This window comes from Sphingomonas sp. NFX23 (genome assembly GCF_049887795.1).
Lineage (GTDB): Bacteria > Pseudomonadota > Alphaproteobacteria > Sphingomonadales > Sphingomonadaceae > Sphingomonas.
This window is the reverse complement of record NZ_JAGEKH010000007.1, coordinates 32,428-56,579: the sequence shown is the minus strand read 5'-3', so window position 1 is coordinate 56,579 and position 24,152 is coordinate 32,428. Positions and strand designations below refer to the sequence as shown.

The window sequence follows — 24,152 nt, the reverse complement described above, 5'->3', positions numbered from 1 at the left end:
TGCGGCGCTCGCCGTATCCATGCTTTCACCCCAGGATGCCGCCATGCGCAGGTCCAGTCCCGTTTTGAAAACGATCGCTTTAAGTTCAGGCAAGGCAAGGCTGGATTCGCCAGCCCCTAGTTCGACCGGGCAAGACGCTAATGACCGCGACCAGGCCGCTCAGGGACCAATCCCAGTGCCGGTCTCTGCAGCAGGGGTCCCCAGCCGATCCATACCGACGCATACCCCGGTGGATTTGCCCGCAGGGGCTATAGGACGCCGGACCTTGTCCACGGCGTTCGTTAGGGTAGGAGCTGACGGTCATCTGACGGTGGAATTGCACGATGGGCGTGTGCTGGTTCTTCGCGACGTGGTCATGCGGCGCAAGGACTATTGTGGCATGCAAGTGCTCGAGGGCCTGAAAAAAACTAAGTATTGCGGTGGCTACGCGGACATCGCTGCGGCGCGAGCGGGGGGCTGACGACCAATAATAAATAACGTCGTTATATGGCTTGCGCGTAGTTAGCCCGTGTCGTCCCGCGTGCAGGGGAGGGCGCGCATACCGCCCCCAACCTTCTGGTGTCGGTTGGTGATGACGCATTTTGGGGCTAGCGGACTGTTCCGACCTCATGCCTGAAGTCGCTTATCGACTATTCGCTCGTGCGCGGCCCATTCTTACCGGCCGTTTTCTAAATTGGCTTGTTGTCAAAGTTCGACGTGTTCCGCATCACTGACGACTGTGCGATCGTAATTATGCTGGCACCCGCGCGGCGGTCCGATACCTGTCAGCTAGGCCGTGATCGGCTCGCGCCGGCGCATGGCATCCATCAAGCGTGTTTGAAACGCAGTTCGCCTTTGCGTAGAAGCAGGCGCGGCGCCTGTGATTACCTTTCAAATGACCTGACCGGATTTCGCCTGGATAACAGCGAGCATATAGCGCGGTCTATTGGTGAAAGCCGGGACGTGTATTAAACAGCGAAGCCCACTAATCATTGACAGGAATTCCGAGTTCGCTTGTTTACCCGCTCGCGCCATCATTCTCGAAATGCCCGCTCACTGAGCCGAGTAAAGGGCGTCAAGAGGTAGGACAAAATTGACCGCTTCTCACCAATCAGGTTGACGTCGGCGGTCATTCCGGGACCGATCGGCAGCTGGCGTCCGTTGGGATCACGGAAACTTTGAGCATCGGCGCGAACCCTAACGATATAGTGGCTCTCGCCGGTCCGTTCCTCGACCGTGGCGTCTGGCGAGATGGTGGTGACGTGGCCGTCCATGCCACCATAGACTCCGCTTTCGTAAGCGGTGATGTTGACCTTGGCGTGCTGGCCGATGCGGATCGAGGCAATGTCCTTTGGCGCGACCATCGCTTCGATCGTGAGCGCGTCGGCGCTTGGCACCACCTCGGCGATCGGCTGGCCGGCGCCAATGCTACCCCCGACGGTGGTCACCATCACCCGATTGACCTTGCCGTCGAGCGGGGCAACCACGGTAGCGCGACGGACCTTGGCAGCGAGCGCGGGCATCGCTTGGCGCCGTGCCGCACGCTCGCCTTGCGCGGTAGCAAGCTCGGTACCCGCCTGCGCGCGCCATGCTTGGCGGCCCTGTGTAAGCGCCGCGCGCGCCTCGCTGACCCCGGCCTCAGCGCGCGAGATCGCCGCGGCTGCCTGAGCCGCATCGGTACCCGACACGGCAGCGTCGTTCTCCAATTGGATCAGCGTCGCCTGCGGTTCGATTCCACGCTCAACTAGCGGGCGGATGAGGTCGAGCTGGCGTCGCGCGGTGTCGCGCGCAGTGACCCGCGACTGGTAGGCTGAGCGTGCCTCTGAGACGGCGCGCTGCGCACCCGACTCGCGCGCTGCAGCGCCCGAGGTGAGACTTGCGAGGTCGGCGATCCGGGCGGCGTGAAGCGAGCGCTCAATACCGATCTGTTCGACCATGGCAGGGCTTGTTGGGGCCGGATAAATAGGATCGCGGCCAGCAATCTCGGCCTCCAACCGTGCGATCTTGGCTGACAAGGCGCCGACAGTCGCCTCCGAACTGCCAAAATCGGCACCTGCTTGCGTTTGGTCGAGCAGGACTAGCGACTGTCCGCGGCGGACGATGTCGCCTGCATGAACAAGGATCTGCGAGACGATGCCCCCTTCGAGGTTGCTGACCACTTGGAGTCGGCTCGAAGGCACCACCCTGCCCGGAGCGTGGACGGTGCGGTCGAGTTCTGAAAGCGCCGCCCAGATAACGAACAGAACGAAGAAGCCGAAGATCAGCCAAAGGAGAAGATTCGACACCGCCTTGGGATGAATGCGGTCGGCTAGGTCTTCGAGATGGGTGTCTGTCATACGATTGCCTCAGGCCGGGCCGCGACGCTGGAGCGCCTGAAGAACGGCGTCCCGCGGACCATCCTGGACGACCTTGCCGGCCTCCACAACGACAACGCGCTCGACCAGCCGCACCAGCGCCGGACGGTGGGTGATGAGAAGAAACGTGCGGCCCTTCAGCTCAGCTTCCAGCCGGGCGATGAGCTGCGCCTCGGTGACGTTGTCCATAGCACTGGTCGGCTCGTCGAAGATCAGGAGCTGCGGCCGTCCTGCAAGCGCGCGAGCAAGTCCAATAGATTGACGCTGCCCGCCCGATAGCCCCTCACCGCGGTCGGCAAGCTTCAAATCGTACCCGTTCGCGATCCGGCCCATAAAGCTATGTGTGCCCGAGAGTTCAGCCGCGCGCAGCATCTCCATATCATCAATTCCCGGTCGACCGAGGACGATATTCTCCCGTACAGTGCCACTGAGCAGAGCGCTGTCTTGAATCGCGGTGCCGATGAGGCTTCGCAAAGCGACGGCGTCATACTGACGCACGTCGGTGCCGTCGATCATGACTAGGCCTGCCTGGGGCTGGTAGAGGCCGAGGATAAGCCGCGCTATGGTCGACTTGCCGGAGCCGACCTTGCCAAGGAGCGCCACTCGCTGCCCGGCGGGGATTACGAGGTCGAGCCCATCGAGCGTCTTTTCGGCCGCGCCGGGATAACGAAACTCGATTCCCCTTAGCTCTATCCGCCCGTCGATCCGTGCTGGGCGGAGCGCAGTCTTTGCCGCCTCTTCAGAGCCGGTTTCCATCATCGTGTTGATCTGCTTGTAGGCGGTGCGTGTCGCCGACAGTCGCGAGAGAAGCGAAGCAATCGTCGCGAGCGGCTGCACCGCGCGTCCCGACAGGATAGAGCAGGCAACCAGTGCGCCGGTTGTCAGGCGATGGTCGTCAATCAGGAACACACCCGCGACCACGGTACCTGCGTAGGCCAGGGTGTTTGCCGACGACGCAACGGTAGTAGCGATGGTCGACACCAGCCGCGAACGGGTGGAGCTATCCGAATGGCTTTCCATCGCCTTGCGCCAGCGTTGGCTAAGGAGACGTCCTGCACCCGCCGACTTGACCATCTCGAGCGCACCAACTGTCTCGACCAGCACCCCCTGCTTAGCGAGCCCCTCACTCATTGATCGCGCAGAGAGGCGATCCATCGCAGGGCGGGTCAGAATGCCCGCACCGATCACGACCGGAATGGCGGCGAGCGGTACGAACACGATCATTCCGCCCAAGATTGCGATAAACACCAGCGTCACGACAATAAACGGCACATCGACCAGCGCGGTCATTGTGGCCGACGCGAAGAAATCGCGCAGTGTCTCGAGCTCGCGCATCATGCCGGTCAGCGCACCGGTCGACCCCTTCTTCTCATCAAGCCGGATCGCGATCAATCTTCGAAATACCCGTCCGCCAATGTCGTGATCGATATCGGCACCAGCGAGATCGGTGAAATAGGCACGTAGCACTCTGAGCAGGAAGTCGAAGACGATGACGACCATAAGGCCAATCGACAGCGCGGTCAGCGACGACCAGGCGCTGTTAGGGACGACGCGGTCATAAACGGTCATTGTGAAGAGCGAGGTCACGAGTCCGAAGATGTTGATCATCGCCGCCGCCAACGCGACCTTGATGTAGGTCGATTTGTTACGCAGCATCGGCTCGACCAGCCACGGCGCGAAACGCGGGCGCGGATGGGCGACAAGATCGGTTTCCCCGTCAGCAGAATGGTAAACGGTCATCGCAGGGTCTCCGACGCACTAGGGTCGATCCCCAGCGTGGGCAACAGCCTACCGGTCCGGGCGAGAAGAGCGTAGCGAGCGGAATCAAGCTCGATCAACGATTGGACGTAGCGTGCCGCTACTCCAAAATAGTTGCTCTGCGCACCAAGCAGTTCGAACACCGTCCCGCGCGCGACCCGAAAGCGCTCGACGAGTGCATCGCGTGAACGGCGACTGGCGAGGTAGTTGATTTCCAGTGCCTTCTGCGAGTCCTCCAGCGCCGCCACGTCGGATAATGCAATCTCAGCATCGCGCTGAAGTTCGATCCGAGTGCGGCTGAGCCGCGCGTCGGCGCGCGCCACTCGCGCCTCGGCCTGGCTGACACGGGGGCCGGCGCCGCCTCCGATACGCATGGTGAGGTTGAGGCTGCCACGCACATCATAATCACGCCTAGTCTCGATCACGCCGTAGCGCCCGGCATCGACTGAGACGCCGAGTTGGGGCAGCCGGTCGGCGCGCAGCGCTTTGGCATCGCGCTGGGCAGCAGTAACTGCAAGCCGCGCCGAACGTGCCGCAGGCAGTTTGTCGGTATTGGCGGCAAGTCCCTCGCGGACGATACCGTCGAGCGAAGGCACCGGCGCGCGTGCGAGGTCCGCCGGGGGTGGTGCTCCGATCACAGCTGCATACTGAGCCTCCGCGTTCAGCAGTTGACGCCGGAAATCGGCACGCTGCGCATCGGCAGAGGCGATGTAGCTGTCCACTTGGGCGACGTCAGCGGGGGCGGTAGCACCCTGACGGACTCGAGTCTCCACCGCGCGGCGCAACTCTTGTTGGGTCGTCGAGTACGCGCCAGCGAGACGCACCAATACGCGGTAGCCGTAGACCGAGTACCAAGCCGAAACCGCCTGTAGCGCAACCTGACTGCTAGTGTCCTCGATGTCGGCGCGCGCTGCTTCCAGTCGGGCCTCGCTAGCGCGGATGCGATTGAGGCTGGCGCCAAAGTCGATGACCGGCTGCTGGATGCGGACCAAGCCATCAGTCCGCTCGCGTGGACGTGATCGTTCCAGAACGTTGCCCGGGTCATTGGAAAAGGCACGACTGATGACCCGGAAGCTGGTCAGCGACAGGTCGGCTGTGGGGAACAGCGCCCGCTCACGCGTCTCGCGGCGGACCGCATCAGCCTCATCTGCCTGCGCCTCAATCTCGCCAAGCGCCGGGTTGCGTGCCACTGCCTCTGCGATTGCATGATTGAATGTCGTTACGGGTGCCGCACTACGTGCGATCGCCAGGATCGGGTCGTTGAGGGGGTCGATCCGCAGCGGATCGCCGCTTGGACCGGGCAACCCACCCTGCTGCGTTAGTCCGAGCGGTTCGGGTGCGGGCATAGCGGAGGGATCAACCCGGCTGCTATAAAGCTGCGTGACGGCGGGCGCGGTGGGAAGAACGACAATCGGGCCGGTGGGGCTCGGCGTCGGCACCGCCGGCAGAATTTGGAGTGGCAGCGTTGGCGCGGCAGGCGGTAAGGGGCGGGGGGTTGCGCCTTGTTGCGGGTCGACCACCAAAGACCCCGCCGGGGGGGGCGCGGCTTGAGGCGAAAAGGCGTGGGCTGACGCTGTGCTTACGAGCAGGGTCAGTCCTGTGACCACCCCGCCAGCAATCAGTCCCTTGTGCTGTTCCCCAATGCAGCAATGCCGGCCGACACCAGCCATCCAGCTCGTCATGACGCTTGCAAGTCCAATCCCCCCGGGGCCGTAGGCACCGAACGCGTCATAGGCGCCTCCCCAGCGCGTGACGGCATCCTGCGTCTCAGTTACCTATCCCCGTAAGCTCAATCGCTCATCTTGGAACAGGTTACAAGCCGTGTCCTACAGTGACCGCAGCCCGCGCAACGTCAATTATTGCGGTACGTCTTGTTGGCAGGGGTTGCTCGGTTTACCTAAACAGCCCAGCGCGATTACGACATGGAAGCGTCGACCGGTTTCATGCCGTTGCTAGAACCGGTCGGTTAAAGTAGCTTTGATCGGATGTCCTGCAGTCAAGCAACGAGTGCTGGCCTCACCCGTCGTAGAAGAACTGATAGCGGCTGATCGAGGCGCGGGCCTCACTAACCACGCCATAGCCTGCAGGTTGGCCTCCTCGTATTTCACGGAACGCCACAGGCGCTCGCCGAACACATTGTCGCGCGAAGCGCCGCAGCCGTCCATGCTGCACGCTATCTTGTCGCGATGCAGGACGGCGGTAAACAACATTTTCGTAACGAGCGCACAATTCAACCGCCCAAGTCCGGCCGAACGCGCTGCATCAATGCTTTGACCTGCCGGCTCGCCAGCGCCGGAAGTAAGCTTGTATAGACCAACGGCGATGCGTGGAGAGCTCGTGCCTCTTTCCATCGACGGTTTGTTAAGAGTTTTTGCAAAACATGAGCTTGGCGATAAACAAGCAGCATTCGTTCACGTGAGGAACTTGCCTTGCGTACCGGTGCCAGCGCTGCATGAATCGACGAACAATCATCTATGGTTAGCAAGTAAGGGCGATAGCTCGCCAGTTCTAGTAACTTTGCCGCCGTAGAGTGTTGTAGATAAGCAGTTTCATCCCGTGTTAAATAAGCAGAAAGTAAGGTAACCATCTCGCTTATTGTCGAAGCCCCGTTAAGCTTTCGATAGGTAGGAGCCGGAATGCTCACGTCCGGTTTACCCTCTAGGCTACGTTGCCTGGATATCGCCGCTAGTTGGGAACTGATGGCCGAGATCCGACCGTTGGCAGCCGCTGCACTTGATGCGCTAGAATTGCCCATTCGGATTTCACCGATGATATCTACAAGATTATGCAACCGGCCTATTGATAAGAGGCGCCAATACAAATCGGTATCCTCGGCATTGGTCCTTTCACGGTAGCCACCGATAGCAATGACCGCATCTCGTCGCATCATGACAAACGTTTGGGGTAAATAAGGCTCTACAGCCGGCATCGCCCACGGATCAGGACGTACGTCTCCACCAAAAGTAGAATGACCGCCTGACCGACGTCCGTTATCGTCTATGTGCCAGCCGTTACCGCTGACCGCGATGCAGTCGGGATTGCTAGTAAGAAAAGAAAGCTGACGATCGAGTCGATCAGGAAAAGAGATATCGTCTGCATCATGCATAGCGATATAAGGCGCGGTACTTAAGTCTATGAGTCGATTGCGTGCAGCAACAATACCGCCGTTCGGTTGGTCTACCACCAGAATACGGGTATCATTCGCGGCTACCGACCGAACAATATCTATTGTGCGGTCGGTCGAGCCATCGTTGACGACAATTATGCGAATATCGGCAATAGTTTGGGTCTGGATCGACGTAAGTGCTTCGAGGATCGTTCTTTCCGCATTGTAAGCTGGGACAAGCACGTCGATAATAGCAATGTGGTCGTTGTTACACATGACGTACTCCGTTGGTCATGCGTGAATCCGTTTGACCACATTTGAAACAAAAAATGTCACCAATCAGATTAACTCTGACCCTTATTTTTGTCGCCGTAATCAAAGCCATAGCCATGACCATAGCCGTAGCCATAGCTTGCTTGTTTCGCGTCAAACATAGTCAAAACACCACCCAGTAGGTGAGCATGCGCCTTACGAAGACGACTTACCGTTAGGCGCGCGACGTTCTTGTGTGTGCTATTTGCGGCGATCATGACAACCGTGCCCTCAACCTGACTTGCGATAAGTGGGGCATCGGCAAATCCCATCACAGGCGGAAGATCGATCAGCACGTGATCGAATTGGGCACTAACAAGCGTCATCAACTGCGCAAATCGGTCGCTCCCGAGCAATTCAGGCGTGCTGAGCGGTTGTGGGCCGGCTGTGACAACAGACAGCGTGCCGATGTCTGTCCCACGCATCAGGCGGTTTAAATCGTCGGTACCGGACAGATAATTACTCAGTCCCTCGCCCAGCGGCTGGTCGATGAGCGCATGTATGGACGGTGAGCGCATGTCAGCATCGATTAGCAATACGTTCTTGTTAGACCGAGCGATCAGCCGGGCCAGTGCATAGCTGGAGGAGCTTTTGCCTTCTGCCGCCTGCGAGCTGGTGATCGCTAATGTCTTTGGAATGCCGTGCGACGTCGCAAAGCCCAAATTTGCTACGATCGATGCGTATGCTTCCGTAAGAGCCGATTTAGGGTTGGCCAGCGCCGCCTCTAATGTTTCACCAGTCAGCTTGGGGGTGACGCCAACGAGCGGCAGCCCCAGCGCTTCTTGCACTTCGATTGGATCAGCGAGGCCTTCATCCACCTGCTCAAGCAGCAGTGCAATACCGACACCAACAACCAGGCCTAAGAGCATTGCGACGGCGAGGTTAAGCAACGGCCGCGGGCTAGCGGGGCGACTTGGCGTTTCAGCGCTATCGACAATAGCGATGTTGTTAACGCCTACACCCCCGGCTACACCAATCTCCTTGTAGCGTTGTAGCAATGCGTCATAGAGCTGGCGATTTGTATCAACTTCGCGCTGTAAGATGTCGTATTGAATATTACGACGACGAAAGTCGAGAACGCGACCGGTAAGTTGCTTTACCTGGCTTTGCAGCTGTTGCTCGCGACGCAGGCTTGCCTGGTAGTTTTGAGACAATACGTTTGAGACGCGGTTGTCTTCAGAGCGCAGCGACGCGTCGAGTGCTCGGATTTGGGCTTGTAGCGCTTTAGCGGGAGGATAGCCCGCATCGAATTGCTGCATCATTCGCGCGTAGTCACCAGACAGTTCTGCTCGGCGCGCCCGCAAGGTGCTGCTCGCACCGTTGTCTAGCTGTTCCTTGGCAACGTCTCCCGTGTGCAGTCGACTCTCGGCCAGCACGCGTTGCGCCGTCGCTGCACTGAGTTCGCGATTGAGGCTGGTGAGGTCGTCGACCACCAAGGAGCGTTCACCTGACGTTTGCCCGTTAGAATCGGTCGTGCCGGGAATGCTGATAATGTTTTCGCGGGAGGCGTACGCAACCAACGCACGCTGCGATTCATCGATACGGTTTCGCAATTGCTTGAGGCGATCCTCAAGAAAGTTGCGCGCATAGGAGGTCGCAGAAAAACGACGTTCCAGCGTCGATTGAATGAAGTTTTCCGACCAAGCATTGACCACGCGTCGCGATAGATCAGGGTCAGGACTGCTGAAGCTAATCTCTACCAGCCTCGACAGTCGTTCCGGGTCGACGGTCATATTCGCAAGGATCAAGCTACCTGCAGCCTTGATGCGCGCGTTTCGGGCGGCTGCGGTCTGCACTGGGCGTCGGTTTTCGAACAACGTTTCAGGCGGCGTGATACCGAAATGCTCGAAAAACGCAGGGTCTTCGCTTAACCGCGTCGATTGTCCAACGCGGTCAGCCAAGGCGCGTGATTTCAACAGTCCGTATTGAGTCTGGTAAAACTCGTTATCAGTCGCGGCTTGCGCCTGATCTGTCCCCTTGACGTCGGCAAAGTTCCGGTTCTCACGTTGGATCTCCAAGGTCGCACTTGCCTTGTAGAGCGGCGTAGTGAACAAAGTTACTAAGAGCCCGCCAATAACGAACGCAACGATTGTTCCTAAGATCAACCACTTGCGGCGTTTTGCGATCGACAGATATTCGGACACGAGCGAGCGCTTCTCGCGCACGCCATCACCCTCAATCAACACCTCGGGAACAGTCGCTAAACCATTCGGACCAACCGGCTGGAACTGAAAATTATTCATCGTTACGTACCTTACCGGTTCGTTAGTTCAGGACCGCAACCAAAGGTGCGATGATGAGGCCCGAGGATTGCAGGGCGAGACTAAAGATCCGCCGGGCGCTCGATTCGTCGACCTCAACCACGTCGTTGGCGAACACTTCTGGATCCGGGTAGAGGCCTTGCCTGATAGCGCGTAGATCGTACAAGCCGACAACGTCACGACCATCAACGCGGCGAAAGACGAGTATGTAGTTTTCCCGTGCAAAATCGCTGGTGCCCTGCGCTCGTGCAATCGCCCGCATGAGCGTCATGCGGCCGGTTACGGGATAGAGACCCGGTGCGCGGACTGCCCCGGAAACGGTCAGAACCTGACTGACTACCTGCGTAACGTTCACGTTGACCTGCGGTGCGCGGACATGGTTGTTACGCAGTCGCTGGGCCACTGCGGCGCCGAGTTGGATAGGGGTCGTTCCGGAAGCTGCGATCTGACCCACTAACGGGAGCGAGATATTGCCGCTTCGGTCAATCGTAACGGTACGGCTAAATTCAGGCAAGCCAAGGACGTCAACCGAAACCTGATCGAATGGCCCCAAGACATACGGGCGGGGGCTGGAAACCAAATCGGTCGCACTTGGTTCTGGCAGTGGGACCTGCTCAGCTAACGTGACCCCCGGTCGGCCGATAAATTTTTGCTCAGCGCATCCCGTGGCCAGGATGAAACCACTAGCCCATATCATTTTCAAGTATGACTTCACGACGCAGTACCTAACCGACCCTGATCATTGAGGTGCCGCCTACAAGCCTTTGGGCAAAACGGCAATGTGTGGTCATCCAGCTTCCGACCGCTGTGCCTGGCGGGCGGTACACAGCCATCCGCATGCGATCGCGAACCATGACTGAAGTAGCGGCGTACGTAGTGGATAATCGACGAGACTCGCGAGCAAAAATACAGCGATCATCGTCAGGCCAAGCATGGTATCCTGATACCGACGCTTGTTACTTTTGTCCCTTAGCGCAGCCACGAGCTTAAGCGTGCACCATGAAAGAAAGACCCCGAGTAATGCGACGCCTGCCAATCCTGCGGTCATAACAAGCTCTAACAGCTCGTTATGGGCGTGATTAAAATACGTGTTCTTAAGAATGGCGTCGGGTTCGTACTGCCGGAAAATGGGATCAAAGCTGCCAAATCCAGTGCCTGCTGGAAATGTCTTGCGGATGATGTCCCACACGAGCGGTGCGTAGCGAAAGCGCAAGTCCTCTTCGACGTTAGGAGCACCGCCCAGAAGCCTTTGAATCGATAGAGCACGGCCGAAACGCCAAGTTGCGATGGCGATTACGACGAGCAGGGAAATGATGCCCGTTCGGATCAGCCTGTTATTTTTGGCTATAGCCCCCGGACGCGAACGGTTTACGGGGAAAGCGAAAATAGCAACAGCAATGCTGAACAGGGCGAGCAGAACTCCTGCTCGTGAGCCGGTAGCCAGCAGGACTGGAATGACGGCAATGCCTAAGGTTGTCGCAATCCCTGTACGCCATCGCATCCAGGTCCGATCGCGCACAGGCAGCTGATTCCACGCGTAGAGCGCTGTGAACAATACGGCGAGCATTGCGGCCTGATGGTTGCGGTTGGCGAGTAGACCGACTGCTGTCCCCGGATAGGTGCGTTTGTACCAATAAAGGGCCGACTGATGGCCGCTACCCAGCTGCAAAATGCCGAGGGCCATGCTCACGGAGCACAGTATGATGAAAGCAGGTAGAAGGCGCTCACGCTGATGAGCGGCGAGTTTGGTGACCCCAAGGAGCACTGCTGCCGGTACGATCAAAGTCGCTAAACTGTTCGCGGTCAGGTCAGGGGTAAGCGACAGGGGGCGCCAGGGCTGCGGGATGCCGAGCGCACGAGCCGCTTCTAGGTAGGGCTCGCGGCCAGGTAGCGTTTCCCAGATAGATGGCGGTAACGGTACGAGCTGTGCAGCTATGATCGCTGCCAGTACAGCCAGCATCAGTATCGGTGCGCGGTAGGTGTGCCAATCTGGCCGAGCCGGAGTTAGCAAAAAGGCGACCATCGTAACCACCGCAGCGAGGCGGACGTACAAAAGCGACATGGTATCAGCAAATGCCGACCCGCCGCCTAATGCTACTAAAATTAGGAGTGCTGATAGCAGGATGAAATCGATCTCTGCTCGCCAGTTTGCAGGCAGTTGGACGGGCCATTTCGTCCGTCTACGAGGGCGACCGGGCGCGGCGGAGCGTCGGTGTGAGCGATCAAGAGACATATTATCGACCTCCTAGCGGTCGTACAGAAATATCATCGATCCAGGGTGCTGTGACCTGACCGTCGATACCGCTAGCCGCGCGAACGACGATGCGTTGTGCCGTACAATTGGACGGGATCGTAAAGCCAACGCGCCATGATTGACCGGTATCAGGCGACGGTGGGAATGCAGCATGGAGCACCTCGCGACCATCACGAGCGCACCGTACGACGAGTTGAGGAAAGGCCAACGGATCTCCGCGGGTTCCGCCAACGTGTGCTGTGATCGCATAATTTCCAGGCGGCAGGAGGGTTAACTGTACCGCCACGTCGCCACCGCGACCATTAGCCGCGAACGGAAACAACGCCGTACCGCCTTTGGCTGTTGGATTGGGTTGGCGAAGGCCGGCAAGGTTCTCATCGTCGATAAGGTTCCAGTCAAATGGATCCCAATTGCCTGGCTGTTCGAAACCGCCATTGCGGATCGGCGTGCGATCATCAGCCGGTAGTCCGTGCGCTCGATTGTAAAGCGCTGCCGACTGTTGGTAGGCGTATAGATCCACGAGACGTTTCTCAATTGCCTGGAGCATTGTCGGATCGGGGGTTGGCGCACGGTCCAGCTTCAGCCCTCTGGCAAAGGTATATAGCGCGTTTGGCGACGTGCTGACGGGGATATATTGCGTCATGAAAGGGCGGCCCCAAACCGGGCGGCGTGCCAAGAACATGGCCATAGGCCGAGCGATTTCGGGATCGGAAACCGCCTGATTCAAAATGGGAAACAAAATCTCGCGCGTTTGATCGTTGGTCCTCAGTGCACGGTCGTAATGAACTAAAGCGTTTGGGATATCGCCCCGCTGAACGTTATGTTCAATCAGCCACATTTCGGTAGGAACATCTCGACGCGACATTGTTTCAGCGTAGCGGACTAGGCGTTCAGCCTGCTGATTTTTCCCGTCCAAGCTTGCTACGATAGCCAATAAGGTCGGCGCAGCGGCGTTGACGGGCTGGCGGGTAAGTGAACGCATTCCGTAAGAGCGTATTTGCTCTTTCATCCCGGCCGTCATGTGCTCCAGCAGCAATCGTCCTGCACGGGCATTTGCATCAGCGCTTCCAGGGTTCCACACTAGCGCAATCTGTGGCTTCGGGCGTGCGGTTATCCTGTCAAGCGTCACGCCAAGGACGAAGACGGCCAACATTACCCCAACAAAAAGGATAGCGCTTACGCGAGCGATCGGTCGGATTCTTAGCAACATTCTTCTTTCTACGCGGTACGATCGCCGTATGCCACTGCCGGCGCTGGGAAAGCCGGCAATGTCTTACACCGCCATGAGACCCGATGCCGCATGGAAGCTGATAGAGCTCAAACGTGGCGCCCCCAACCGGTCACCCCCAGCACGACGTCTTTTGCTATCGAAGCCTTGCTTGCCGCGGTTACCGGGCTGTGATCTGCCGCATTGCGGACAGCATAAAGACGCCAGAAAGCCACTGCGCGATCGCGGATACTGGCGCAATCATGGATCCGGGCACGAAGCCGCGCGCGGCCCTGCTTTATACGGTAGCGCGCTGCGGCCGCTTCGGCGCGAGCTGCGAGCGTAGTGTCAGCATGGCGAGATAATGCGTCGAACGTTGTAGCTAGCGCGCCGAAAAATACGTCGCGTTCGCGATAACTCTCCACCGGCACAGTTGCCATTGTCCGCAACCGCGTACCCAAACGAGGCTTGGTCATGCCTAAGGCATTACCGCCGTGTTGGCGATAAAGAATAAGCGGCTCGACTATGTGTGACACTCTGCCAAGACCCGCGGCCAGAATATAAAGCCAGATATCGTGCGTTAAAGGGCGGTTAGCTTCGGGCTGGCGCGGGCGTTGACCAGGCGGCACCAGTGTAGCGAGACTCCGCCGAAAAATCATTGTATTGCCCCAGCCCGACCACGGATCGAGTTCCAGGGGCTCATATGTGCGATCGGCGGTGATACCTTGATCCCATATGCCGATCGGCGCGAGTAAGGCGTCGGTCAGGGTCAGTCTATGCAGCGACATCAAGCTGTCGTCAGCCACTAGCCGCCGTACACCCTGACGTAGCTTATCCGGTAACCAGACATCGTCTTGATCACACAGAGCAATCACATCGTACTGGCATTGCGCTACCGCAAACAGGAAATTGTCGCCGAAGCCCAGGCGCGCCGTTTTGTCGACAATACGCACTGGAAAGGGCGCGCGTAGTGAAAACGTACGGACGATAGCCAATGTGTCATCACTAGACCCATCGTCGCTAACAACAAGTTCGGCCGGAAGAAGCGTTTGAGCTGCCAGACTATTCAACTGTGCATCAATGTATTGGGCGCCGTTGTACGTAGCCAGCGCAACAGAGACGCGGGGGAGATCACTAGCGGCGTTGGTCTGGACAGGGGGCATGGTCAGGGCTGTCCTAACACTGACTGCTTGCCTACGATATTATCGGTATCGCCGTCTACCCGGTCGAGCAAATCTGGGGTCATCGCACACCGTCGGGTGTTGGGCACCATAAGCTGGTAAGTGACACCACCCTGTGTGTAGGTACAGCGACGTTGATTATTTTCCGTGGTTTCGCCCGTTAAAGCAGCGTTGCCTGGAACCGGCCGGTTCGGGTCAACATACGGTGCCGTGGCGGGACACGGCTGTGCGGCGGGAAGAATACTGCTTCGCGGTACAGACTGCCCATCCGCAGTCTGATCAGAGCCTACGTAGATACAGATGCGTTGGTCACCAACGACACGATCGTCAAGGAGCTGCGCTGTCGCAGGCGATGCATAAATTGCGAATGCCAACAGGGCGATAAACGGTAACGGGGCACGATTCATGCCCGCGATCTTAATGTAAGGGCGACCTGAACGAAAGGTCGCATGCAACGCTCGAAGCCTACGGTTACGCAAGATTGGCCTCAGCGGATTCCAGGATTGCCCGAGCGCATTCATCCCATGAAAACATTTGAGCCCGCTCGCGTCCGGCCTGCGCCAGACCCGCGCGATGAGCGGCATCGGCGAGAAAGCGTTGTGTAGCTGTAACCATGTCAGTCATATCAAAGGGATCGAAATAGGCTGCGGCATTGCCACATGTTTCGGGCAACGCCGCTGCTCTCGACGTTAATACAGGACAACCAAGCGCCATCGCCTCCAGTGGCGGCAGACCAAATCCTTCATAATAGGCGGGATGAACATATCCAGCAGCGTTTTCGTACAGGGCGCGTAGTTCGGCATCCGATACGGCTCCGACGTGTATCACCCGTTCGTCAAGTGCCGTGGGGTCACTAGCGTGCACACGTGGATCAGCCCCACCGACGATAACAAAGCGGCAGTCGGCATTGTTTAGTTTCTCAGCTATCGTCACTAATGCTGCGAAGTTCTTGTGGGGGCTATGACTGCCAACCGCTAATAAAAATATGACGTTACCCAATTTATGCCGTTCGATGGCATCGTAACTGGCATCGCATGCAAACACATGCTCCCGGCCTAAAGGAATTACCGTTATCTTCGCTGGGTCTATTTTCAAATAGCGATTCAATTCCCCAGCGGAAAAGTGCGATACTGTCAAAATATGGCGCGCGCGCTGACCGATCTGGCGCGTTATAAACCGGTACCACTGCGTGAATGCACGAGAATATGCTTCTGGAACAGCAAAGGGAGCGCAATCGTGGATTGTCACAATCTGTTTTGTGACCGTAACTGGGGCGGCATTGCAGAGGTTTATTAACCCTGCGCCACGCCGATGCCACGGCAATTCAAGCTGCTCCCAAGCATGGCCTCGCAACCGCCCGACTCTCTCGGCGCCCAGTTCGCGCGCAATTTCGTGATGGATCACGCCTTTAGGGGTAAGAACGCGCAAGTCCGGTCGCAGGACTTTTAAGCGACGGGTTACCTCAATTGCGTAACGCTGTACCCCGGTTACACGCTGGGTCAGGAAGCGGCCATTGACGATCAACGGTAGAGTACGCCGCGCCATCATCTGGCCGAGCCTTCGTCGAGCAATGGCGTTTGAGTTATATCTGTAGAATTGTAATCAAGACCGATTAACTGCCGCTCTACTGCATCTCGAAAGCGTTGATGAAACTTTTCCGTGGAGAAGCGCAACGCATTTGTCCGAATATTGTGAGGATCGAAGCGATCGGCGTTTGCTTCGAATGCACGCACGGCTTGTATGACAGAGGGTATCGTCTGTTCCGGAAAAAAGACACCCGTTGGCGTCTCGTGATCCAGTCCTCTGATAGTTTCTAGCGATCCACCTCGAGCATAAGCGATCACGGGTAGGCCACAAGCCTGCGCTTCAACGGGCATGATGCCAAAATCTTCTTCCGCCGCAAAGACGAAGGCACGCGCGGTCCTGAATAGTTGAAGCAACTCGCCGTGGGACTGATATCCCAGCACGCGAACGTTAGGTCCCGCGATCTTCTTTAATGCCGCCATATCGGGTCCGTCACCGACTACGACCAAGGTCTTGTCTGGCATCGCCGCAAATGCCTCAGCGATCATGGGAACGCGCTTGTACGGAACCAAACTTGAAGCGGTAAGATAGAAGTCCTCCCGTGCCTGTGTCACAGGTGTAAACGTATCCGTATCAACCGGGGGGTAGATCACTTCTGCCGTACGGCGATAAGTCTTCCTTATTCTGGCCGCAATGAAACGTGAGTTAGCTACAAAGTGATCGACGCCGTTGGCCGTACGCTGATCCCACATCCGCACATAGTGGAGAAGCGCGCGCGCATACAGCCCGCGCATTCCTTTATCCAGTCCGGCTTCGCGAAGATAGATGTGCTGAAGATCCCACGCGTAGCGAATTGGGCTATGGACGTAAGAAATGTGAAGTTGGCGAGGTCCGGTAATTACGCCTTTCGCGACAGCCGAGCTCGAACTGATAACAAGATCATAATCGGTCAGATCAAACTGTTCGATCGCGGTTAACATCAACGGCAAATACATCCGGTAATGCTTGCGAGCGAACGGTAATCTTTGTATAAATGATGTCTTTGGGGTTTTGCCCTGGAGAATATGACGATCTTTATCGTTCATAAAATCGACGGTGCTGAAAACGTCAGCATCCGGGTACATTTTGATAAGCTCTGCAACGACGCGTTCGCCGCCGCGGTAGGTTACCAACCAATCGTGAATTATCGCTATCTTCATCTTTATTTCAGCTGTCATGGCCTGGTGGCAGGCACGGTCTATGTGCTGCGGCTCTAGAGGATTAAGGCGAGACTGCCAATGCTCGAGGTGATATGGCGTTATCCTGGTCGGTCATGGCGCCCTTGCGTTGTGCGCCGCAAGGCCTAGAGCCATGGCGTTTCCGCCTGCCAACCGACAGCCTTTGGTCTGAACCGTCAATGAGTATTGCTTCTCCTCCCGCGTTGCCCAGCCCCATCGTCGAGACGGACGATTTTGGAGAGGCTCGGTCATGGCGTCCCGCTGTGGTGCTCGGCGCAAACCTGTACCAGCCGTTGGCGTGGTGGATGGATCCAATCCGAACGATCTTGTTCGTTGTTCTGCCGATATTTGGATTCTCGGCCTATCTAAATAGGTACAATTACTGGACATTCAGGGCGAGCCGCGATTTCGTCACATCAACGACATTCTGGCTTGGCATATATAGCGCTGGAATGCTCATTCTGGGCGTTGTGATTGGCCGCCTGGTTATCCGGCGCGAGAGCGAGGTAACTTTATTCGATAGTGACCGCGCAACACTTATATTAGTCCGCATCGGCTGGATCACTATTGCTGCCTATATAGTGCTGTTTGGTGCTCTCGTAGTGAACTATCCGCTGGTTATAGCCGTGCTAAACGGTAGTATCGGCGCCTCGGATGATTTGCGTGACTCTTTGGGACGTGTTCCGGGGGTGACGTCCTTTGTGCAGCTTGGCGTAATATATCTTGCGATGATATCGATGTTGGCAACAATGACCAACTACACAATCACGCCACGACTTTGGACGATGACAGCGGTTATCCTTTTCCTCGTTTTTCTCAGATCCATCTTTGCATCTGAACGTCTTGCTCTGCTTGAGGCTTTGGCGTCTATAGGCATCATTCCCCTTGCATATCGGTGGCGCCCTTCTCCCGTACGGGCAATAGCACCGTATATTGGAATAGTATTTGTCTTTATACTGTTTGCCGCCGGCGAATATTATCGTAGTTGGCAGTATTATCGGTACTCTTATGATTCCTATTTTGATTTTATATCCCAGAGGTTTGCGGGCTATTTCTCTACCGCGATCAATAACGGATCGGGGTCTTATCTTGTTTATGGTCGTGATTCGCCATTTCCAGAAATAACGGTGGGCTGGATCACGAGGTTCCCGGTCATAGGACCAATATTATTTCCGCGTGGCGGTGAGACTCTACATAGTCGCTTTCTCGAAATGTACGCGTCCCCCGAGTTCAACAATCCAGGTGGGTTGTATGCAGCGTTTTTGGACTACAACTTCTATCTGGCGTCTATATTTATGGTGTTTATAGGTCTGGTAATCGGCATTATCCACCGGAAATTCCAGAACATGAGCATCTACGGATTCTTGCTGTATCCAGTCGTGTTTCTTGGAATGACCGATTTGATAAGGATCATGTACATCTCCGATACTCGTACATTGCCAATGTTTTTGGGCGGGCTTGCCGTGGCATTGGCGATCAAATCGTCAACCATGCCGCGTGACCGTTTTCTGTCTATGGCAGGCCATGTCAGCCGAGGGCCGTCGTCGTGAACGCTGCATTGAATGCGCAGGAGGACGTCGCGGTCTCGTTGGTCGTTGCGACCTTAGGACGGACCTGGCAGGTTGAGCGCCTTTTTCATAGCTTGGCAGCCCAACGCGGCGTTACGTTTGATGTCGTCGTCGTCGATCAGAACGATGATGATCGGTTGTTGCCGGTCCTGCAGCAAAAATGGCCTTTCGCAATACGCCACATGGCAACCTCTGGGGAACGCGGTGCAAGTCGGGCGCGCAACCGTGGCTGGCGCGCGGCGCGAGGGGCTGTCATTCTGTTTCCGGACGACGATTGCTGGTACCCGCCAAATTTCCTCGAAACTGCCTTGGCGACCATGCGGGAGCGTGGCAGCGCTGTTTTAAGCGGCCGACCTACGGATGAAACCGGCCGTACCATCAACGGTCGTTTCGAGGTAAGTGCGCAGCCGATCGACGTCGCGAATGTCTGGACGACTGCGATCGAATGGATGGTGTTTTTCGAGCGAGCCGTTCTGAGTTCGATTGATGGTTTTGATGAGGATATCGGGATCGGGGCAGCAACCCCATGGCAGTCGAGTGAGATCCAGGACATTATTCTAAGGAGTATCCGATCCGGGTATTCATGTTGGTATGACCCTGCGATTACCGGGTACCATGAGGAAATGGTGATTGGTCGTCCTGACGCGAAGCTTCTGCGCAAGGCGCGTGGCTACGCTCGAGGCATGGGGTTCGTCCTCCATGCGCACGGATACTCTATACCACGACAGGCGATATGGGTTGGGCGTCCCATAGCGAGGGCTGTGGTTTCCCTATTTAAGGGGCGGCGCGACCTGTTACCGTATTATTCCAACGTCGCTATAGGACGCCTTGAGGGTGCTTTACGTCGCACGTTCCTAAATGACTGAGTCTTTCCCATCGCGACGCACCATCGTAGTGGGGTTAGCCGGTGTGCTTGGCACGGCCGCCTGCGGCAACGCCGGTACACGAGCGCTTGCAAACACCGAAGCGCCGACAATGGCGCAGGGTGCGGGTCGAAAGGCCGGATCAGCGGGTAGCCGACGGGGGCTGCCACTGTCACATTTTGGGATCGATCGTTTTTCAAAGAAAGATCAGTGGACCCAGCTCAAAAACGCATTCTTAGCGGCGCATGAAGAGCGTTTTGATCTTTTTGCAGATGCCGATGCGAATTACCGTCACGACGGTCCGCTGAAACTTGATGGTGTTTCGCTCAACGGGCAGGGGTGTACGTTTACGGCATTGTCGGACGGTCCGCAGGTATTAGTTTGTCTCGGTGACGGGTGGCGACTGGCGAATCTGCGTTTACTAGGTGCGGCACGCGCGCGAACGGCCAACCCTGGCTCTATTGGTATTCTGATCGGCGACGGCAAAGCGAATCCTGCCACACAATTTACGATAGAGAACGTTGCCGTTGGTGCGGTGGGTACCGGTTACGGCGTCGGCGGAGCGGGATTTTTGTTCGACAATGCGAGCCGTGGTCGCATCGTTCGGGCAGTTGTGCGCGACAGCCTCGCTGATGGCATTCACATCACCAATGGGTCGCGCGAGCTCGTCTTCGAGAGCCCGCTCAGTGAAAGTACCGGCGACGATGGATTCGCCGTCGTATCGTACCGGAATCAAGGTCAAGTCTGTCGCGACATTCAGGTGTCGAATGGGATAAGCCGCGACTCCGCTGCGCGGGGCTTCTCGGTCGTTGGCGGAAAGAATGTCATCTATACGCGCCCGCTAGTCGAGCGTTCTTCGGCAGCTGGCGCCTATTTATACGGCGAGGGGGCGTACGATACGTTCGGGGTGAGTGGTTGCAACCTTATTGCCCCTACGCTGCGCGATTGCGTTACCGGCCGAAACCGCGATCCCGGATTTAGCAATGCGGCGATCATTATCGGCGGGCGCGACGGCAGTGACTTTGTTGATGGCGCAACGCTTTTACGGGGGGCGGCCGACTGTATGGTCACGGATCCAACCGTGGAAGGAGCCGGCGCTGCATGCTGGGCCGGGATATCGACCCATGAGTATGCCATCCGCCCGAAAATCACTGGTGGGGTTCTTACTGACTTAACCCCTACCAGTGGCTCGTTCCGCCCCAACGGGGTCGAAATCGGCGGACAGGATGTCGTGATCGATCGTATTCGCATGAACAATGTCGCGGGGATCCCGATCGTCGTCACGCGAACAGCAAGCGGAAACTGTCGTATTGATCATACTGTGGTGACGCGGGGCCTAACCCGGCCAGGCCCAATTCGCAGCTTCATTTACGCCGATCCGGCGCCGAAACTTCATCAGGCAATAGTCAGTAACGGCGTGTTCTCTGGGATACCCGACCGCTTGGCGTTGGGTAAATTGGGCAAAGGCGGCCTAATTCTAAGCAATAATAAAATACGCTGAGTAAAAAGTATTGGATCGATGTGGCGAGCCCAAAGCGTTCCTATTGCGGGGTCGCATATAGAGCAGACCGAGCGTATTTTGGGAATCGTAGAGTTGCGTCATGCTATACCCACTGGGCGTAACCTAGGGGTTTTTCAACCTTCAATCCTTAAAACAATGCAGTGAATAAAATGACCAGAATCAGTATTCTTCTGCCGACCTATAATGGTGCTCAGTTCCTTGAGGAGCAAATCAACTCGATCACGGCGCAAAGCTTTGCAGATTGGGAATTGTTGATTTGCGACGATGGGTCGAATGACGGGACCATGTCGATAGCTACGGGGTTAGCTGCTCGGGATGATCGTATTATTATCCTTCCTAGCGAAGGTAATATGGGCCAACGCCGACGTTTGCAGCAGCTTGCGCATGTGGCACGGGCCGATTTGATTGCCGTTTCTGATCAAGATGATATCTGGGCGTCAGACAAGCTTGAAAAACTCGTTAACGGACTGGGTGAGGCAGATCTTTGCTTTGGCTCGTCGTGGCTAATCGATGGAAATGGTGTAGAGTTTGGTCGAGAACTGTCGGCGAGCCTGCCACCGCCTTACCGCGCAAGAGATCGGCTGACCTGGATATTTCGTCCTCTTGTCTCAGCCCATGGTATGCTAGTGCGGCGCCGCTTGTTCGGCGGATCTGCCTTCACGCGCGCTCTTGCATTTGATTGGCTGATATCTTTGGAAGCAGCGTTCGGGGGCGGGATCGTCTATATTCCCACCGCCCAGACACGGCACCGACTCCATGATACCAACCAGAGTAATGGATGGTTCGCGAACGAGCCCAGAGCTCCACGGTTTATTAGCCGGACGGCGGTCCAAACGTTGTCACGCAATGTCGAGCGGGAACGTTTATTCGTCACTGGCATATTAGAGCACCTTACGTTCGCTGAGTCGTTGGACGTGCAAACGCGTCAACGCGTAAAGGCGGCGCATCAAGCCTGTCTGGATGCATGGTACGCGAATTGGGCCGGCGGATATAGCGCGACTCGAACGCTGCCTGATCGCATCGAACAGCATCTCAAGCCTCTTGCCGGTTCCGATGGCGATTGGCAGTATTTCAAGCTTAGGTTCGATCAGTTGTGTATGCCGCTGTTGACACCTTCGCGCCTATCCATACGGCGCCGTCGTCAAGCACTTGAATGGCCACGCTAGCGTATAAACCTACTTACTGCTCTGTAGTAATCATTGGTATGTTAGAGAGCGTTCGACTGGAGCTGTCGCGTCGACAATAGTGTGACGCGTTCAATTGTCGGGTGAATTGGTGGGCCGTTGAGTAATTTTGCAATTGCGCTGCGCATCTGGATTGAGATACAAGTTGTAGATCGCCGTAGCTGACCGTGGTCGATTTCTAAAGGTTGGCCAAGTGACATGGCCCGGTCACAACCTGGTTTTATTTTGGAATAACGCTTCACTACCGCGCATCTCACAGATCTGTATTCCGGCATGTCATGGCCCAACTCTGATCAACATCTGGTCCGTGAAGGCGTTGTGGTCGTTGGCACAAGGTAAACCTGATCGATCTGTAATTGGGCAGGTGACTAGTACGACGGCTACCGAACTGAGAAGCTGTCGTCTAAACGTGACTAGGTTTTGGCAATGGCGAGCCGTTTTGAACATCTCAAACTTCGCTCGGCTTCGATGTGTGGGATGGCGTCAATGGTTTCGTCATCAACATTCTGTACGACCTAGCAATCCGTCCACGACGACGCGGACGTCTATATTTGTCGGCGGAACCATGACGAAGCGCATCTGAGGTAGCCGACAAGTCCTAAGGCGGTGCATCGCATACTTGTGTCCGATAACTGTCATTCTCGGACGAAAAGGTAGCGCGCCGAAAGCGAGCGTGGCACACGCTCTATATGGTCGCTCCACACCCCCTCGAGCCAACACCGGTCGATCTGGACCTCGCGCTGGCGCCAACCGCACTCGTTACGGTAGATCCTGACGAGCCGACGCTCCCCGCGATCCTCCACGAAAAGATCGAGCGGGCGGCCGCATACGCCAAAGCCGCCCGGGCCGGCGCGACGCGGCGCGCGTATGACTCCGATTGGGTGATCTTCACGGCGTGGTGCACGCAGCACGGCCTGGCGTCATTGCCGGCAACGCCCGATGTCGTCGCCGTCTTTGCCAGCGATCAGGCCAGTGCGGGACTCAACCCGTCGACGATCAATCGTCGGGTGGCGGCAATCGGGCATCATCATCGCGCAGGCGGCCATCCGGCGCCGACCGCGATGCCAACCGCCGGGCGGCTGGCCGAAGTGCTTGCCGGCATTCGCGCGGAACACGGGTGTGCCAAACGACAAAAGCGTCCGGCAGACGCGGCTGCGCTCCGCAACATGCTGGCCGCGATCGAAGGCGAAGGGCTCAGGGCGCTACGCGATCGGGCGATCCTGGCGATCGGGATGGCGGCCGCGTTGCGGCGGTCCGAGATCGTCGCCCTGCAGGTAGAACATATCGGGATCGTGCCCGAAGGGCTCAGGCTGACCATCGCCCATTCGAAGACCGATCAGACACGGCAAGGCATCGTTATCGCGATCCCAGAAGGCTCGCGCATCCGACCCAAGGCGTTGCTTCTCGCTTGGATGGCTGCAGCTGGGCATGCCGAGGGACCACTGTTTCGACGCCTGTCGCGGCGCGATGCGATGACGCCCGCCCCCATGTCAGACCGGGCGATCGCGCGGCTCGTCCAGCATTATGCGGCCGCTGCCGGCTATGATCCGACGCACTTTGCGGGGCATTCCTTACGCGCAGGGTTCCTCACCGAGGGCGCGTCGCAAGGGGCGACGATTTTCAAGCTACAGGAGGTAAGCCGGCATAAATCGGTACAGGTGCTTGCCGACTATGTCCGTAATGCGGATCTCTTCAAGGATCATGCGGGACAGCGATTTCTGTAAGTCTTTGATTATGATGCGCGTCTTGCCTGCGCATCATCAGCAGACCTCCCCACATGTATGATGTTCGACACGTCTACACCAGTACATGTCGAGCAGTCGACCTCGTAAAAATTTGGGTGGTAGGCGCGCACAGGTCTG

Annotated in this window: 16 protein-coding genes and 1 pseudogene; 5 read left to right on the top strand and 12 right to left on the bottom strand. The window is 57.2% G+C overall.

Annotated elements, in window-relative coordinates:
* Window positions 1-1,013: 1,013 nt before the first annotated feature.
* The 12 genes and pseudogenes from J4O76_RS18760 to J4O76_RS18705 form a co-directional block, all read right to left on the bottom strand.
* Window positions 1,014-2,315 carry an HlyD family type I secretion periplasmic adaptor subunit gene (locus J4O76_RS18760; protein ID WP_426283578.1) on the bottom strand — a complete coding sequence of 434 codons (1,302 nt, stop codon included), beginning with the start codon at window positions 2,313-2,315 and terminating at the stop codon, window positions 1,014-1,016.
* Window positions 2,316-2,324: 9 nt separating this feature from the next.
* On the bottom strand, window positions 2,325-4,073 hold the full coding sequence (locus J4O76_RS18755) for an ATP-binding cassette domain-containing protein (RefSeq protein ID WP_426283575.1): 1,749 nt from the start codon (window positions 4,071-4,073) through the stop codon (window positions 2,325-2,327).
* On the bottom strand, window positions 4,070-5,437 hold the full coding sequence (locus tag J4O76_RS18750) for a TolC family protein (protein ID WP_426283574.1): 1,368 nt from the start codon (window positions 5,435-5,437) through the stop codon (window positions 4,070-4,072). The genes J4O76_RS18755 and J4O76_RS18750 overlap by 4 nt, the downstream gene beginning before the upstream one ends.
* A 673-nt stretch (window positions 5,438-6,110) precedes the next feature.
* A pseudogene (locus tag J4O76_RS18745) lies at window positions 6,111-6,307 on the bottom strand (IS3 family transposase); the annotation flags it as partial.
* A gap of 14 nt (window positions 6,308-6,321) precedes the next feature.
* Window positions 6,322-7,473 carry a glycosyltransferase family 2 protein gene (locus tag J4O76_RS18740; RefSeq protein ID WP_426283572.1) on the bottom strand — a complete coding sequence of 384 codons (1,152 nt, stop codon included), beginning with the start codon at window positions 7,471-7,473 and terminating at the stop codon, window positions 6,322-6,324.
* A 68-nt stretch (window positions 7,474-7,541) separates the two neighbouring features.
* Entirely contained in the window at window positions 7,542-9,752 is a 2,211-nt protein-coding gene (locus tag J4O76_RS18735; RefSeq protein WP_426283570.1) for a GumC family protein, read from the bottom strand.
* 22 nt (window positions 9,753-9,774) lie between these two features.
* The gene (locus J4O76_RS18730; RefSeq protein WP_426283568.1) at window positions 9,775-10,485 is read right to left on the bottom strand and encodes a polysaccharide biosynthesis/export family protein; all 711 of its coding nucleotides are present in this window, start codon (window positions 10,483-10,485) and stop codon (window positions 9,775-9,777) included.
* Window positions 10,486-10,557: 72 nt separating this feature from the next.
* Complete coding sequence (locus tag J4O76_RS18725; protein WP_426283566.1) at window positions 10,558-12,003, bottom strand: O-antigen ligase family protein; 1,446 nt, start codon at window positions 12,001-12,003, stop codon at window positions 10,558-10,560.
* A 1-nt stretch (window position 12,004) separates the two neighbouring features.
* Window positions 12,005-13,045, bottom strand: a complete 1,041-nt coding sequence (locus J4O76_RS18720) for a tetratricopeptide repeat protein (RefSeq protein WP_426283564.1) — start codon at window positions 13,043-13,045, stop codon at window positions 12,005-12,007.
* Window positions 13,046-13,341: 296 nt separating this feature from the next.
* On the bottom strand, window positions 13,342-14,394 hold the full coding sequence (locus J4O76_RS18715; RefSeq protein ID WP_426283562.1) for a glycosyltransferase family 2 protein: 1,053 nt from the start codon (window positions 14,392-14,394) through the stop codon (window positions 13,342-13,344).
* A 489-nt stretch (window positions 14,395-14,883) separates the two neighbouring features.
* Window positions 14,884-15,960: a glycosyltransferase family 4 protein gene (locus J4O76_RS18710; RefSeq protein ID WP_426283560.1), complete on the bottom strand. Its 1,077-nt coding sequence runs from the start codon at window positions 15,958-15,960 to the stop codon at window positions 14,884-14,886.
* Window positions 15,957-17,153, bottom strand: a complete 1,197-nt coding sequence (locus tag J4O76_RS18705; RefSeq protein ID WP_426283558.1) for a glycosyltransferase family 4 protein — start codon at window positions 17,151-17,153, stop codon at window positions 15,957-15,959. Before J4O76_RS18705 ends, J4O76_RS18710 begins: the two co-directional genes overlap by 4 nt.
* A 95-nt stretch (window positions 17,154-17,248) precedes the next feature.
* On the opposite strand from J4O76_RS18705, the gene J4O76_RS18700 reads away from it, so the two are divergent.
* From J4O76_RS18700 to J4O76_RS18680, 5 genes are all read left to right on the top strand, one after another.
* Window positions 17,249-18,703, top strand: a complete 1,455-nt coding sequence (locus J4O76_RS18700; RefSeq protein ID WP_426283556.1) for an O-antigen polymerase — start codon at window positions 17,249-17,251, stop codon at window positions 18,701-18,703.
* Entirely contained in the window at window positions 18,700-19,587 is an 888-nt protein-coding gene (locus tag J4O76_RS18695; protein ID WP_426283553.1) for a glycosyltransferase family 2 protein, read from the top strand. Before J4O76_RS18700 ends, J4O76_RS18695 begins: the two co-directional genes overlap by 4 nt.
* A 109-nt stretch (window positions 19,588-19,696) precedes the next feature.
* Complete coding sequence (locus tag J4O76_RS18690; RefSeq protein WP_426283551.1) at window positions 19,697-21,085, top strand: hypothetical protein; 1,389 nt, start codon at window positions 19,697-19,699, stop codon at window positions 21,083-21,085.
* A gap of 170 nt (window positions 21,086-21,255) precedes the next feature.
* Window positions 21,256-22,272 carry a glycosyltransferase gene (locus tag J4O76_RS18685; protein WP_426283776.1) on the top strand — a complete coding sequence of 339 codons (1,017 nt, stop codon included), beginning with the start codon at window positions 21,256-21,258 and terminating at the stop codon, window positions 22,270-22,272.
* A gap of 707 nt (window positions 22,273-22,979) precedes the next feature.
* The gene (locus J4O76_RS18680; RefSeq protein ID WP_426283549.1) at window positions 22,980-24,014 is read left to right on the top strand and encodes a site-specific integrase; all 1,035 of its coding nucleotides are present in this window, start codon (window positions 22,980-22,982) and stop codon (window positions 24,012-24,014) included.
* Window positions 24,015-24,152: the final 138 nt, after the last annotated feature.